General features: G+C 37.0%; 21 protein-coding genes and 1 pseudogene. All 22 read right to left on the bottom strand.

What is annotated here, in order from left to right; all coding sequences use genetic code 11:
- Positions 1-37 precede the first annotated feature (37 nt).
- Positions 38-1,330: a phosphopyruvate hydratase gene (gene eno / locus ACK4R1_RS11300; protein WP_409686856.1), complete on the bottom strand. Its 1,293-nt coding sequence runs from the start codon at positions 1,328-1,330 to the stop codon at positions 38-40.
- A gap of 236 nt (positions 1,331-1,566) precedes the next feature.
- A complete protein-coding gene (gene carA / locus ACK4R1_RS11295; RefSeq protein ID WP_409686854.1) occupies positions 1,567-2,688 on the bottom strand; it encodes a glutamine-hydrolyzing carbamoyl-phosphate synthase small subunit in 1,122 nt (373 codons plus the stop codon).
- Between the two features lie 481 nt (positions 2,689-3,169).
- Positions 3,170-3,643: pseudogene (rplQ, locus tag ACK4R1_RS11290) on the bottom strand (50S ribosomal protein L17); the annotation flags it as partial.
- 62 nt (positions 3,644-3,705) lie between these two features.
- Positions 3,706-4,698: a DNA-directed RNA polymerase subunit alpha gene (locus ACK4R1_RS11285; RefSeq protein WP_121312871.1), complete on the bottom strand. Its 993-nt coding sequence runs from the start codon at positions 4,696-4,698 to the stop codon at positions 3,706-3,708.
- 23 nt (positions 4,699-4,721) lie between these two features.
- Positions 4,722-5,327 carry a 30S ribosomal protein S4 gene (rpsD, locus tag ACK4R1_RS11280; protein WP_176305657.1) on the bottom strand — a complete coding sequence of 202 codons (606 nt, stop codon included), beginning with the start codon at positions 5,325-5,327 and terminating at the stop codon, positions 4,722-4,724.
- A 119-nt stretch (positions 5,328-5,446) separates the two neighbouring features.
- Positions 5,447-5,830 (bottom strand): 30S ribosomal protein S11, encoded by a 384-nt coding sequence (gene rpsK, locus ACK4R1_RS11275; protein ID WP_121312869.1) that lies wholly within the window; start codon positions 5,828-5,830, stop codon positions 5,447-5,449.
- Positions 5,831-5,838: 8 nt separating this feature from the next.
- On the bottom strand, positions 5,839-6,213 hold the full coding sequence (gene rpsM / locus ACK4R1_RS11270) for a 30S ribosomal protein S13 (protein ID WP_171222661.1): 375 nt from the start codon (positions 6,211-6,213) through the stop codon (positions 5,839-5,841).
- 3 nt (positions 6,214-6,216) lie between these two features.
- The gene (ykgO, locus tag ACK4R1_RS11265) at positions 6,217-6,333 is read right to left on the bottom strand and encodes a type B 50S ribosomal protein L36 (protein WP_073370549.1); all 117 of its coding nucleotides are present in this window, start codon (positions 6,331-6,333) and stop codon (positions 6,217-6,219) included.
- An 86-nt stretch (positions 6,334-6,419) separates the two neighbouring features.
- Positions 6,420-6,635, bottom strand: coding sequence for a translation initiation factor IF-1 (gene infA, locus ACK4R1_RS11260; RefSeq protein ID WP_026714631.1), 216 nt, complete (start codon positions 6,633-6,635; stop codon positions 6,420-6,422).
- Positions 6,636-6,640: 5 nt separating this feature from the next.
- On the bottom strand, positions 6,641-7,984 hold the full coding sequence (gene secY, locus ACK4R1_RS11255) for a preprotein translocase subunit SecY (RefSeq protein ID WP_409686851.1): 1,344 nt from the start codon (positions 7,982-7,984) through the stop codon (positions 6,641-6,643).
- A gap of 11 nt (positions 7,985-7,995) precedes the next feature.
- Entirely contained in the window at positions 7,996-8,448 is a 453-nt protein-coding gene (gene rplO / locus ACK4R1_RS11250; protein WP_409686850.1) for a 50S ribosomal protein L15, read from the bottom strand.
- Positions 8,449-8,460: 12 nt separating this feature from the next.
- Positions 8,461-8,643, bottom strand: coding sequence for a 50S ribosomal protein L30 (gene rpmD / locus ACK4R1_RS11245; RefSeq protein ID WP_121312865.1), 183 nt, complete (start codon positions 8,641-8,643; stop codon positions 8,461-8,463).
- 12 nt (positions 8,644-8,655) lie between these two features.
- On the bottom strand, positions 8,656-9,180 hold the full coding sequence (gene rpsE, locus ACK4R1_RS11240) for a 30S ribosomal protein S5 (RefSeq protein ID WP_121312864.1): 525 nt from the start codon (positions 9,178-9,180) through the stop codon (positions 8,656-8,658).
- A gap of 3 nt (positions 9,181-9,183) precedes the next feature.
- Positions 9,184-9,537 carry a 50S ribosomal protein L18 gene (rplR, locus tag ACK4R1_RS11235; protein WP_409686848.1) on the bottom strand — a complete coding sequence of 118 codons (354 nt, stop codon included), beginning with the start codon at positions 9,535-9,537 and terminating at the stop codon, positions 9,184-9,186.
- 11 nt (positions 9,538-9,548) lie between these two features.
- Positions 9,549-10,091: a 50S ribosomal protein L6 gene (gene rplF, locus ACK4R1_RS11230; protein WP_409686846.1), complete on the bottom strand. Its 543-nt coding sequence runs from the start codon at positions 10,089-10,091 to the stop codon at positions 9,549-9,551.
- Positions 10,092-10,107: 16 nt separating this feature from the next.
- Entirely contained in the window at positions 10,108-10,506 is a 399-nt protein-coding gene (gene rpsH / locus ACK4R1_RS11225) for a 30S ribosomal protein S8 (protein WP_187661032.1), read from the bottom strand.
- Positions 10,507-10,610: 104 nt separating this feature from the next.
- Entirely contained in the window at positions 10,611-10,880 is a 270-nt protein-coding gene (rpsN, locus tag ACK4R1_RS11220) for a 30S ribosomal protein S14 (protein WP_187661033.1), read from the bottom strand.
- Positions 10,881-10,883: 3 nt separating this feature from the next.
- Positions 10,884-11,435, bottom strand: a complete 552-nt coding sequence (rplE, locus tag ACK4R1_RS11215; RefSeq protein WP_121312859.1) for a 50S ribosomal protein L5 — start codon at positions 11,433-11,435, stop codon at positions 10,884-10,886.
- Positions 11,436-11,437: 2 nt separating this feature from the next.
- Positions 11,438-11,752, bottom strand: coding sequence for a 50S ribosomal protein L24 (rplX, locus tag ACK4R1_RS11210; RefSeq protein ID WP_409686844.1), 315 nt, complete (start codon positions 11,750-11,752; stop codon positions 11,438-11,440).
- 12 nt (positions 11,753-11,764) lie between these two features.
- A complete protein-coding gene (gene rplN, locus ACK4R1_RS11205; protein ID WP_007803649.1) occupies positions 11,765-12,133 on the bottom strand; it encodes a 50S ribosomal protein L14 in 369 nt (122 codons plus the stop codon).
- A 2-nt stretch (positions 12,134-12,135) separates the two neighbouring features.
- On the bottom strand, positions 12,136-12,396 hold the full coding sequence (gene rpsQ / locus ACK4R1_RS11200; protein ID WP_121312857.1) for a 30S ribosomal protein S17: 261 nt from the start codon (positions 12,394-12,396) through the stop codon (positions 12,136-12,138).
- 15 nt (positions 12,397-12,411) lie between these two features.
- Positions 12,412-12,603 carry a 50S ribosomal protein L29 gene (rpmC, locus tag ACK4R1_RS11195; RefSeq protein ID WP_121315001.1) on the bottom strand — a complete coding sequence of 64 codons (192 nt, stop codon included), beginning with the start codon at positions 12,601-12,603 and terminating at the stop codon, positions 12,412-12,414.
- Positions 12,604-12,616 lie beyond the last annotated feature (13 nt).

The following is a 12,616-nucleotide window of genomic DNA, read 5'->3' as shown; positions in this document are numbered from 1 at the left end:
TCGATTGAGATGCCTTTTTCATTTATAATCAACAATATTATTTTTGCTTAAAAGCTCTTAAACCGGGGAAGTAAGCAGTATCGCCTAATTCTTCTTCGATACGCAATAACTGGTTGTATTTCGCCATACGATCTGAACGTGAAGCCGAACCGGTTTTGATTTGACCACAATTTAATGCTACCGCTAAATCCGCAATAGTGTTGTCTTCTGTTTCGCCTGAACGGTGTGACATTACTGATGTATAACCGGCATTGTGCGCCATGTTTACTGCTGCAATCGTTTCAGTCAAAGTACCGATTTGGTTTACTTTTACTAAGATGGAATTCGCAATTCCTTCATTAATTCCACGAGACAAACGCTCTACATTGGTTACAAATAAATCGTCACCTACCAATTGGGTTTTGTTTCCGATTAATTCGGTTAAGTATTTCCAACCTTCCCAATCGTTTTCGTACATACCATCTTCAATAGAAATAATTGGATAGTTCTCAGCTAATGACGCTAAATATTCTGCTTGTTCTTTGGATGTTCTAATTTTTCCTGTTGCGCCTTCGAATTTTGTGTAATCGTATTTTCCGTCAACATAAAATTCAGAAGCGGCACAATCTAAGGCAATCATGATTTCGTCACCAAATTTATACCCGGCATTTTCAACTGCTTTTTTAATCGTATCCAAAGCATCTTCTGTTCCGCCGGCAAGGTTTGGTGCAAAACCACCTTCGTCACCTACGGCAGTTGATAAATGTCTATCGTGTAATACTTTTTTCAAATTGTGAAAAATCTCTGTTCCCATTTGCATGGCGTGGGTAAAGTTTTGCGCTTTTACCGGCATAATCATAAACTCTTGGAACGCAATTGGCGCATCAGAATGCGAACCACCGTTGATGATGTTCATCATTGGCACCGGTAACGTATTGGCAGAAACACCTCCAACGTAACGGTATAACGGCAAACCTAATTCGTTTGCTGCTGCTTTGGCTACCGCTAAAGAAACCCCTAAAATAGCATTAGCACCAAGGTTTGATTTGTTTGGTGTAGCATCCAATTCAATCATTAATTGGTCGATATGGTTTTGTTCGAAAACAGAAACACCCATTAATTCCGGTGCGATGGTATCATTTACATTTTTTACGGCTTTCAAAACCCCTTTTCCCATATAGGCTTTTCCGCCATCTCTTAATTCTACCGCTTCGTGCTCTCCGGTTGAAGCACCACTTGGTACTGCGGCACGACCTAAAACGCCGTTTTCGGTTACTACATCTACTTCAATAGTTGGATTTCCTCTGGAGTCAAGGATTTGTCTTGCGTGAACTTTGATAATAATACTCATTATTTTTTATTTTAAATGTTGAATTTTAAATGTTGAATTACAAATATATTCCATCTTTTTTTAGGAATTTGACAATTAAACCGAATGTTATTAACGCAAACGTTTTAGTATTGTCACTTTTGTCTCATCGAGTGCAGTTGAAAAGTTGGAGCGAATGGCTTGGGCACGTTTGCCGTCCATGTTCCCGCTTTACGAGTTGCACGGCAACTTCTTCAATCGGGGCTAGGAAAGAATCCTTAAACCGTTTGTAAACTTTTGGCTTTGCTGATATTGGCGATAAACTCATCAAACAAATAGCTTGAATCATGCGGACCCGGACTGGCTTCCGGATGGTATTGTACCGAAAAACAGTTCTTTGATTTCATTCGCATTCCGGCTACAGTATTGTCGTTGATGTGGTAATGCGTGATTTCTAAATCGGCGTGGTTTTCCAGTTCTTCTCTGTTGACTGCAAATCCGTGGTTTTGCGAGGTAATTTCTCCTTTTCCGGTCAAGACATTCATGACAGGATGGTTGATTCCTCTGTGGCCGTTGAACATCTTGTAAGTTGACACACCATTAGCCAAACCAATAATCTGATGTCCCAAACAGATTCCGAAAACAGGTTTATCTGAAGCTATCATTTGTTTGGCCGTTTCGATCACACCTTCTAAAGGCTCCGGATCACCTGGTCCGTTGGATAGGAAATAACCATCGGCATTGAAGGCTTTTAATTCTTCAAAACTAGTGTTGTATGGAAATACTTTGATAAAGCAATCTCTTTTGGCTAGGTTTCTTAAGATATTTCTTTTGATACCTAAGTCGAGAGCTGCGATTTTATATGTAGCTTTTTCGTCCCCGAAAAAGTACGGTTCGGTTACAGATACTGTTGAGGCCAATTCCAAACCTTTCATGTCGGGCACGTTGGCTAGTAATTTTTTCAATTCTTCTGTAGGCGTTCCGTCGGTGCAGATTACGGCATTTTGGGCTCCGTTGTCACGGATATAGCTTACTAGAGCTCTGGTATCCACGTCGGAGATGCAGATTAAGTTTTCTTTTTCGAAATAGTCGTAAAGATTACTTTCAGAATCGGGGCGCGAATGGGTAAAGCTGAAGTTTTTACAAACCAGTCCTGAGATCATGATTTTATCGGCTTCTACTTCGTTGGCGTTCACACCGTAATTACCAATGTGCGGATTGGTGGCCACCATGATTTGTCCGAAATAAGACGGATCAGTGAAGATTTCTTGGTAACCGGTCATTCCGGTGTTGAAACAAACTTCGCCAAAGGTTTTACCGGAGATTCCGATTGATTTTCCGTAAAAGATGGTGCCGTCTGCTAGTAGTAAGAGGGCTTGTGGTCGTGTTGTGTACTTCATGTTGTAAGTTGTGTGTTGTAAGTTGTAAGTTGTTGGTTTTGCTTGTTATATAAATTTCTCGCAAAGACGCTAAGACATAAAGTATTGCCTATTGCCTAATAATCAACAAAATTAATTTATTGTACTGTGATAATAAAACGGAATTGTAAAAGTTTATAAACATTCTGTTTTTGTCATCTAGCCCCGATAGAAGCTAGCTACCGTGTAGCGCGGATAGCGGGACTAAATATGTAAAAGAACGTGGAAGCTCTGCTCCCAAAAATCCAAAAAAAAAGGATAAACAAAACGTTTATCCTTTATATTTAAGAGTGGGCAACCATTAGGCTTGCTCTTCTTTAGATTCTTCATCAGCCGGAGCTTCCGGAGTTTCTTCTGCTGCAGGAGCTTCTGCTTCAGCGATTGGAGTTTCCTCAACAATCGGAGCTTCCACCACTTCTGCAACCGGAGCTTCAACAACTTCTTCCACCACTGGTGCAGGAGCTGCTTCCACCACTGGAGCTTCCACTTTTTCCGGAGCTGCAGTAGAAGTTGATTTAGCTTTTCCACCACGACGGCTTTTCGCTTTTTTCTCTTCTTTTTTACCTCCGTTGTATAGTTCGTTGAAATCTACTAACTCGATCATGGCCATATCAGCGTTATCTCCCAAACGGTTACCCATTTTGATGATACGAGTATATCCACCCGGACGGTCTCCAACTTTCGCAGCTACGTCTCTGAACAATTCAGTTACCGCATATTTGTTACGTAAGTAAGCGAAAACGATACGTCTGTTGTGCGTAGTATCTTCTTTTGATTTTGTTACTAGTGGCTCAACAAATTGTTTAAGCGCTTTAGCTTTAGCGACAGTAGTGTTAATACGTTTGTGCTCGATAAGAGAACAAGCCATGTTAGCCAACATAGATTTTCTATGTCCGGTCTGTCTGCTTAAGTGATTTACTTTTTTTCCGTGTCTCATGACGTGTTTTTTTAACCTTCATCTTGCTTCAATCCTCTAGGGAGCGCAAAATATGAAGTAATTTATTCTTTATCTAATTTGTATTTACCTAAATCCATTCCGAAGGTTAAATTTTTATTGGCTACTAATTCGTCTAACTCGGTTAGCGATTTTTTACCAAAATTACGGAACTTCATCAAGTCGTTTTTGTTGAAAGATACAAGATCTCCAAGGGTGTCAACTTCGGCTGCTTTCAAACAGTTTAAGGCTCTTACTGACAAGTCCATATCAACCAATTTGGTTTTCAATAACTGTCTCATGTGTAATGATTCTTCGTCGTAAGATTCTGTTTGTGCAATTTCATCAGCTTCAAGAGTAATTCTCTCATCAGAGAATAACATAAAGTGGTGAATTAAAACTTTGGCAGCTTCTGTTAAAGCATCTTTTGGATTGATTGAACCATCAGTTTTGATTTCGAAAACTAATTTTTCATAATCTGTTTTTTGCTCCACACGGAAGTTTTCAATGGCATATTTTACGTTTTTTACCGGAGTAAAAATAGAGTCTGTAAAAATAGTACCAATGGCTGCGTTTTGTTTTTTGTTCTCCTCAGCAGGAACATAACCACGACCTTTTTCGATCGTTAATTCCATGTTTAGGTTAACTTTGCTATCCAAGTTACAAATTACCAACTCCGGGTTTAACACCTGGAAACCGGAGATGAATTTTTGAAAATCACCTGCTGTAATTTGGTCTTTTCCTGAGATTGAGATAGAAACTGTTTCATTATCTACATCTTCGATCTGACGTTTGAAACGTACTTGTTTTAGATTAAGGATAATTTCAGTAACATCTTCAACAACTCCTGAAATGGTTGAAAACTCATGCTCAACTCCTTCGATACGAACCGAAGTAATGGCATAACCTTCTAACGCAGAAAGTAAAACTCTTCTAAGTGCATTACCAACGGTCAATCCGTATCCCGGTTCTAAAGGTCTGAATTCAAACTTACCTTCAAAATCGGTTGAATCGATCATGATAACTTTATCGGGCTTCTGAAAATTAAATATTGCCATATAATTTAGACTATTGTCAATTATTATTTGTTGTACAACTCTACGATTAATTGCTCTTTAATGTTTTCTGGGATTTGAAGTCTTTGAGGAACAGAAACGAAAGTTCCTTCTTTAGTATCATTATTCCAAGTAATCCACTCATATACATGAGAAGAATTGGCTAATGAACGCTCAATAGCTTCAACAGATTTAGATTTTTCACGAACAGCAACTTTGTCACCTGGTTTTAGGTGGTAAGAAGGGATGTTTACTAATTCTCCGTTTACAGTGATGTGACGGTGAGAAACGATTTGTCTTGCCGCTCTTCTTGAAGGTGCAATTCCCATTCTGAATACAACGTTATCTAAACGAGCTTCGCATAATTGTAATAGGATTTCACCTGTTACACCTTTAGAAGCTGCTGCTTTTTCGAAAAGGTTTCTGAATTGTTTTTCTAAAATACCGTAAGAGTATTTAGCTTTTTGCTTTTCCATTAACTGAACAGCGTACTCAGATTTTTTACCTCTTTTTTTAGCCATCCCGTGTTGTCCAGGAGGATAATTTCTTTTTTCGAAGGATTTGTCTTCTCCGAATATTGCTTCGCCAAATTTACGAGCAATTCTAGTTTGTGGACCAGTATATCTTGCCATTTTAAATTGTTTTAAGATTGAGATTATGAATTCAGGTCACATCCTTCGATAATCTATTCGCCAATCTTGATTATACTTATTAATTGTTTAATTAGATACTGAAATAAATTCAGTAAAAATTATACTCTACGTCTTTTAGGAGGACGACATCCGTTGTGTGGCATTGGAGTTACATCGATGATTTCAGTAACTTCAATTCCTGAATTATGAATAGATCTGATAGCAGACTCACGTCCGTTACCCGGTCCTTTTACATAAACTTTTACTTTTTTAAGACCCGCTTCTAAAGCCACCTTTCCACAATCTTCTGCTGCCATTTGAGCTGCGTATGGAGTGTTCTTTTTAGAACCTCTAAAGCCCATTTTACCAGCTGAAGACCAAGAGATAACTTCACCTTTTTTGTTGGTTAACGAAATGATGATGTTATTAAAGGTTGCATTAATATGAGCTTCACCCGTTGATTCAACGATAACTTTACGTTTTTTTGCAGTTGCTTTAGCCATATTACTTATTATTTAGTTGCTTTTTTCTTGTTAGCAACAGTTTTTCTTTTACCTTTTCTTGTTCTAGAGTTGTTCTTAGTTCTTTGTCCTCTTAACGGAAGACCAGATCTGTGACGGATACCTCTATAACATCCAATATCCATTAAACGTTTAATGTGTAATGAAACTTCTGAGCGAAGTTCACCTTCAATTTTGTAGTATGATACCGCGTCACGGATTCCACCGATTTCGTCATCATTCCAATCTTGAACTTTTTTATCTTGGCTAACTTGAGCTTTTTCTAAAATCTCAATAGCTCTACTTCTACCTACTCCGAAGATGTAAGTTAAAGCGATAACTCCTCTTTTGTTTTTTGGGATGTCTACCCCTGCTATTCTTGCCATAACTTATCCTTGTCTTTGTTTAAATCTAGGATTCTTTTTGTTGATTACGTATAATCTGCCTTTTCTTCGTACAATTTTGCACTCGGCACTTCTTTTTTTAACTGATGCTCTTACTTTCATTGTAAATTTGCTTTAGGCATTAGGCTTTAGGCTTTAGGCATTAAGTTTTTATTGCTTATTGCTTGTTGCTTATTGCTTACTGCTTTTTAATATCTATAAGTAATTCTTGCTTTTGACAAATCGTAAGGACTCATTTCCAGTTTCACTTTGTCACCAGGTAACAATTTGATGTAATGCATACGCATTTTTCCGGAGATATGAGCAATTACAACGTGTCCGTTTTCTAATTCTACACGGAACATTGCATTTGACAATGCTTCAATTATTGATCCGTCTTGTTCTATTGCTGATTGCTTTGCCATAAAAATTAAGCTACTGCTTTTCTATTTTTACCACTTTTCATCAATCCGTCATAGTGCTTATTCAATAAATAAGAATTTATTTGTTGAATAGTATCGATAGCTACACCAACCATAATGATCAATGAAGTACCGCCATAGAACATAGCCCATGATTGTTGAACATCAAGACTAACAACAATCGCCGGGAACACAGCAATTAATGCTAAAAATAATGAACCAGGGAATGTTATTAGAGACATGATTCTGTCTAAGAAATCGGCTGTTTCAACACCAGGTTTAACCCCAGGGATAAAACCACCGCTTCTTTTTAAATCATCGGCCATTTTGTTTGTAGGAACTGTAATTGCAGTGTAGAAGAAAGTGAATATTAAAATCAACAATGCAAAAACTAAGTTGTACCAAAAACCGAACATATTACTAAATGTACCTGCAATAGACTGAGACGTTTCAGAATTTGATAATCCAGCTACAGCTGCAGGGATAAACATGATAGCTTGTGCGAAAATGATTGGCATAACTCCGGCAGAGTTCAATTTTAAAGGAATCCACTGTCTGTTACCAGCTATTGAATCTTGTTCGAAATCACCGGCAGTTGTACGACGAGCGTATTGTACCGGAATTCTTCTAACAGCCATTACTAATAAAACACAAGCAATGATTACCAATAACCAAACGATGATTTCAAGAACTAATAACATTGGGCCACCGTTATTGTTGGTCACTTTAGAAGTAAACTCTTGAAATAAAGCTTGCGGCAATCTGGCAAGGATTCCTACCATAATTAATAGGGAAATACCGTTACCAATACCTTTATCTGTAATTTTTTCACCTAACCACATAGCGAATATTGTACCAGTAGTCAGAATTAATACTGAAGAGAACAAAAATTGGAATGAATCAAATCCTAAAAGGAATGCACCCGGAGGTAAAGTAGTGTATAAGTTATAGATATAACCTGGACCTTGTACCAAGGTAATTAAGATGGTTAACCATCTTGTAATTTGATTCAATCTTTTTCTGCCACTTTCGCCATCTTTTTGCAATTTTTGCAAGTAAGGAATGGCAATACCCATTAATTGAACAACAATTGAAGCTGAGATGTAAGGCATAATACCCAACGCAAAAACAGATGCTTTTGAGAAAGCGCCACCGGTGAACATATCCAGTATTGATCCAATACCTTTATCGGTTTGTCCAGCTAAGTTTTCTAATTGTGTAGCATCAATTCCCGGAAGAGTAACATGCGCTCCAAATCTGTAAACCAATAACAGACCTAGTGTAAACACTATTCTGTTTCTTAGTTCTTCTATTTTCCAAACATTATTTAATGATTCAAAAAATTTCTTCATTGTTCTGATAATTATAAGGTTACAGCCTCACCACCAGCAGCTTCAATAGCCGCTTTAGCAGTAGCAGTAAATTTGTGAGCAGTTACTTTTAATTTTGCTTTTAATTCTCCTCTTCCTAAAATCTTAACCAATTCATTTTTAGTAGCCAAACGGTTTTCTACTAATACTGAGAAATCTACAGTATCGGTAACAGTTCCGTTATCTACTAATAACTGAAGTGCATCAAGGTTAACCCCTTGATATTCTTTACGGTTGATGTTTGTGAAACCAAACTTAGGCACACGTCTTTGAAGTGGCATTTGCCCACCTTCAAAACCAATCTTTTTAGAATAACCAGAACGAGACTTTGCTCCTTTGTGACCTCTTGCAGCAGTGCCACCTTTACCAGAACCTTCTCCTCTACCTAATCTTTTGTTTTGATTGTGTGTAGAACCTTCAGCAGGTTGTAAGTTACTTAAATTCATAACTATGATTTGTTATTTAACTTCCTCTACGGAAACTAAGTGTTTAACTTTATTTATCATTCCAAGGATAGCTGGATTTGAATCATGCTCCACAACCTGTCCCATTTTACGAAGACCTAAAGCCTCTAATCCTCTTTTTTGTGTAAGAGGACAATTGATTTTGCTTCTAACTTGTTTTACTAATAATTTAGCCATAATTTCCTTGAATTAACCTTTAAAAACTTTTTCTAAAGAAATACCTCTTTGTTTTGCAACGGTAACGGCACTTCTCATTTGTAATAAAGCATCAAAAGTTGCTTTTACCACGTTGTGAGGGTTTGATGAACCTTGTGATTTTGACAATACATCGTGGATACCAACCGACTCCAAAACTGAACGAACAGCTCCACCAGCGATTACTCCGGTACCGTGAGATGCAGGCATCAAAAATACTGCTGCTCCACCAAATTTTCCTTTTTGTTCGTGAGGTACAGATTGACCACTTAAAGGAATTCTAACTAAGTTTTTCTTTGCATCTTCTACTGCTTTAGCAATAGCTTCAGAAACGTCTTTAGATTTTCCTAAACCATGTCCAACAACACCGTTTTCATCACCTACAACAACAATAGCAGAAAAGCCGAAAGCTCTACCTCCTTTTGTTACTTTGGTAACACGATTTACACTTACCAGACGATCTTTTAATTCAAGACCGCTAGGTTTTACTAATTCTACATTTTTGTATTTAGACATAATATATTAGAATTTAAGTCCAGCCGCTCTTGCGCCTTCTGCTAATGATTTAATACGACCGTGGTACAAATAACCTCCTCTATCGAAAGTCACTTCAGTAATCCCGGCTTTTAACGCTTTCTCTGCGGCAAGTTTTCCAACTGCAGCAGCAACTTCTACGTTTGTACCTTTAATATCTACTCCTTTATCTTTTGATGAAGCAGCCAATAAAGTAACTCCATTCACATCATCGATAAGTTGTGCGTAGATTTCTTTATTACTTCTGAATACAGATAATCTTGGTCTAGCAGCAGTACCGCTAACAATCTTTCTGATTCTGAATTTAATTCTTTGTCTTCTTTCAGTTTTTGTTAATGACATAATGCTAATTTTTACGCTGATTTACCTGCTTTTCTTCTTAATACTTCACCAACAAACTTAACTCCTTTACCTTTGTAAGGCTCTGGTTTACGGAAACCTCTGATTTTCGCAGCGATTTGACCTACTAATTGTTTGTCGAAAGATGTTAACTTCACGATTGGGTTTTTCCCTTTTTCAGAAATCGTTTCTAATTTTACTTCTGGAGCAACTTCTAAAACGATATTATGAGAGAAACCTAAGGCTAAGTCTAATTTTTGTCCTTGATTTGAAGCTCTATAACCTACTCCAACCAATTCTAACTCTTTGGTAAAACCTTCAGATACACCCACAATCATGTTGTTGATTAATGATCTGTATAATCCGTGTTTTGCTCTATGATCTTTACTATCAGATGGTCTTTCTACTACTAGTTGACCTTCTTCAACTTTTACTGTTACGTCTGCGTACTCTTGTGTAAGTTGACCTAATTTTCCTTTAACTGTAATTACTGTTTCACTAACTTCAACAGTTACACCAGCAGGAATCGAAATTGGATTTTTACCTATTCTTGACATTGTTTAACTGTTTTAATTAGTATACGTAACAAATTACTTCTCCACCAACATTTAATTGCTTGGCTTGTTTCCCGGTCATTAAACCTTTTGAAGTGGAAACGATAGCAATTCCTAATCCGTTAAGGATTCGAGGCAACTTTGATGCACCGGCATATTTACGTAAACCTGGTTTACTAATTCTTTGGATATCTTTGATTACAGACTCTTTAGTATCTTTATCATACTTCAAAGCGATTTTGATAGTACCTTGAACAGTACTGTCTTCAAATTTGTAACTTAAGATATATCCTTGATCGAATAAAATCTTTGTGATTTCTTTTTTCAAGTTCGAAGCCGGGATTTCAACCACTTTGTGGTTAGCCATCACTGCATTTCTAACTCTCGTAAGATAATCTGCAATTGGATCTGTATACATATGTATAAATTTGCGGTTATGGTTTTCAAGAGGCACTCGCCCAATGAACCTTTAACCAATTAAAATTATTTTTTGGTTTGCAAAAGTAATAACTTATTGCGAGATTACCAAGAAGCTTTTTTAACTCCCGGAATTAATCCGTTATTGGCCATTTCACGGAATGTTACACGCGAAATACCAAACTGACGCATATATCCTCTTGGTCTACCTGTTAATTTGCAACGATTGTGCATACGAACCGGTGAAGCATTTTTTGGTAATTTTTGTAAGCCTTCGTAATCTTTTGCTTCTAATAAAGCTTTTCTTTTCTCAGCGTACTTTGCTACCGTTTTTTCTCTTTTCACCTCACGGGCTTTCATTGATTCTTTAGCCATGTCTTAATTCTTTTTAAAAGGTAAACCTAATTCAGCCAATAATGACTTTGCTTCTTTATCTGTGTTGGCAGAAGTTACGAATGTAATATCCAAACCTGAGATCTTGTTTACTTTATCAATATCAATTTCAGGGAAAATGATTTGTTCAGTAACACCAAGGTTGTAATTTCCTCTTCCGTCAAAACCAGTAGCTTTGATACCGCTAAAATCTCTTACACGTGGTAAAGATGATGTGATAAGTCTGTCTAAAAACTCATACATTCTTTCTCCTCTAAGAGTTACTTTGGCACCAATTGGCATACCTTTTCTCAATTTGAAAGACGCAACGTCTTTCTTAGAAATTGTAGATACTGCTTTTTGTCCAGTTACTTTTGTCAATTCGTCAACTGCATAGTCAACTAATTTTTTATCAGATACTGCTGCTCCAACGCCACGGCTTAAAACGATTTTTTCCAATTTAGGAACTTGCATTACGTTTTTATAACCGAATTCTTCTTTAAGGGCAGCAATTACTCTGTCCTTATATTCTTGCTTAAGTCTAGGTGTATATGCCATAACTATAATACTTGATTAGATTTTTTTGAAAATCTCACTTTCTTATCTCCTTCTGTCTTGATTCCCACTTTAGTTGCTTTTTTAGATTTTGGATCTACCAAAGCCAAGTTTGAAATATGGATAGGAGCTTCTTTCTTAACAATTCCTCCTTGAGGGTTTTTAGCACTTGGTTTTGTATGTTTCGAAACCATGTTTACCCCTTCAACGATTGCTTTGTTTTTCTCACGGTCAACACTAACAACTTTACCTTCGGTACCTTTGTGGTCACCGGCGATAACAGTTACTAAGTCTCCTGATTTTATTTTTAGCTTTATCATTTTACTAACGAATTAAAGCACTTCTGGTGCTAATGATACAATTTTCATGAATTGTTTTTCACGAAGTTCTCTCGCAACCGGACCAAAAACACGTGTTCCTCTCATCTCACCTGCCGCATTCAAAAGAACACAAGCATTGTCATCAAAACGGATATAAGAACCATCGGCTCTTCTCACTTCTTTTTTGGTACGTACAACAACTGCAGTAGATACAGCACCTTTTTTCACGTTTCCGTTTGGTGTTGCGTCTTTTATTGACACTACAATTTTATCTCCAACAGAGGCATAACGACGTTTCGTTCCTCCTAAAACACGGATAGTCAAAACTTCTTTTGCTCCTGTGTTATCTGCTACTTTTAATCTCGATTCTTGTTGTACCATAATTACTTAGCTCTTTCAATGATTTCAACTAGTCTCCAACATTTGGTTTTAGATAAAGGTCTTGTTTCCATGATCTTTACTGTGTCACCAATGTTACAGTCATTTGTTTCGTCGTGTGCATGAAACTTTTTAGTTTTTAACACGAACTTACCGTATAATGGGTGTTTTACTCTGGTTACTTGTGCCACAACAATAGACTTGTCCATTTTGTTTGACGTAACAACACCAATTCTTTCTTTTCTTAAATTTCTTTTATCTTCCATTTTAGCAGAATACAATTATTGTAACTCTCTTTTAGTTAGCTCTGTTGCTACTCTAGCAACCGCTCTTCTAGCACTTCTAATTTGAAGTGGATTGGCAATTGGAGAAATAGCGTGTGCTGATTTTAGGTCTGAATACGCTTTTCTTAATTGACTAAGTTTTTCTTGCAACTCAGCTGCGGATAGATTTATAATTTCTGATTGTTTCATAATTAATTTTAGA

Origin of the sequence: Flavobacterium sp. (genome assembly GCF_046293665.1) — a bacterium.
Taxonomy (GTDB): Bacteria; Bacteroidota; Bacteroidia; order Flavobacteriales; family Flavobacteriaceae; genus Flavobacterium.
The sequence above is the reverse complement of the archived record's forward strand: the minus strand, read 5'-3'. Positions and strand labels throughout refer to the sequence as shown.

Excerpts from the sequence above, each read along its gene's own strand:
- rpmD (WP_121312865.1), bottom strand. The coding sequence starts at position 8,643 with ATGGCTAAATTATTAGTAAAACAAGTTAGAAGCAAAATCAATTGTCCT.
- carA (WP_409686854.1), bottom strand. The coding sequence starts at position 2,688 with ATGAAGTACACAACACGACCACAAGCCCTCTTACTACTAGCAGACGGC.
- ykgO (WP_073370549.1), bottom strand. The coding sequence starts at position 6,333 with ATGAAAGTAAGAGCATCAGTTAAAAAAAGAAGTGCCGAGTGCAAAATT.
- eno (WP_409686856.1), bottom strand. The coding sequence starts at position 1,330 with ATGAGTATTATTATCAAAGTTCACGCAAGACAAATCCTTGACTCCAGA.
- rpsQ (WP_121312857.1), bottom strand. The coding sequence starts at position 12,396 with ATGGAAGATAAAAGAAATTTAAGAAAAGAAAGAATTGGTGTTGTTACG.
- rplF (WP_409686846.1), bottom strand. The coding sequence starts at position 10,091 with ATGTCAAGAATAGGTAAAAATCCAATTTCGATTCCTGCTGGTGTAACT.
- infA (WP_026714631.1), bottom strand. The coding sequence starts at position 6,635 with ATGGCAAAGCAATCAGCAATAGAACAAGACGGATCAATAATTGAAGCA.
- rpsD (WP_176305657.1), bottom strand. The coding sequence starts at position 5,327 with ATGGCAAGATATACTGGTCCACAAACTAGAATTGCTCGTAAATTTGGC.
- rpsK (WP_121312869.1), bottom strand. The coding sequence starts at position 5,830 with ATGGCTAAAGCAACTGCAAAAAAACGTAAAGTTATCGTTGAATCAACG.
- rplE (WP_121312859.1), bottom strand. The coding sequence starts at position 11,435 with ATGGCATATACACCTAGACTTAAGCAAGAATATAAGGACAGAGTAATT.
- rplO (WP_409686850.1), bottom strand. The coding sequence starts at position 8,448 with ATGAATTTAAGTAACTTACAACCTGCTGAAGGTTCTACACACAATCAA.
- rpsN (WP_187661033.1), bottom strand. The coding sequence starts at position 10,880 with ATGGCTAAAGAATCAATGAAAGCCCGTGAGGTGAAAAGAGAAAAAACG.
- secY (WP_409686851.1), bottom strand. The coding sequence starts at position 7,984 with ATGAAGAAATTTTTTGAATCATTAAATAATGTTTGGAAAATAGAAGAA.
- rpsM (WP_171222661.1), bottom strand. The coding sequence starts at position 6,213 with ATGGCAAGAATAGCAGGGGTAGACATCCCAAAAAACAAAAGAGGAGTT.
- ACK4R1_RS11285 (WP_121312871.1), bottom strand. The coding sequence starts at position 4,698 with ATGGCAATATTTAATTTTCAGAAGCCCGATAAAGTTATCATGATCGAT.
- rpmC (WP_121315001.1), bottom strand. The coding sequence starts at position 12,603 with ATGAAACAATCAGAAATTATAAATCTATCCGCAGCTGAGTTGCAAGAA.
- rpsH (WP_187661032.1), bottom strand. The coding sequence starts at position 10,506 with ATGTATACAGATCCAATTGCAGATTATCTTACGAGAGTTAGAAATGCA.
- rplN (WP_007803649.1), bottom strand. The coding sequence starts at position 12,133 with ATGGTACAACAAGAATCGAGATTAAAAGTAGCAGATAACACAGGAGCA.
- rplR (WP_409686848.1), bottom strand. The coding sequence starts at position 9,537 with ATGTCATTAACAAAAACTGAAAGAAGACAAAGAATTAAATTCAGAATC.
- rplX (WP_409686844.1), bottom strand. The coding sequence starts at position 11,752 with ATGATAAAGCTAAAAATAAAATCAGGAGACTTAGTAACTGTTATCGCC.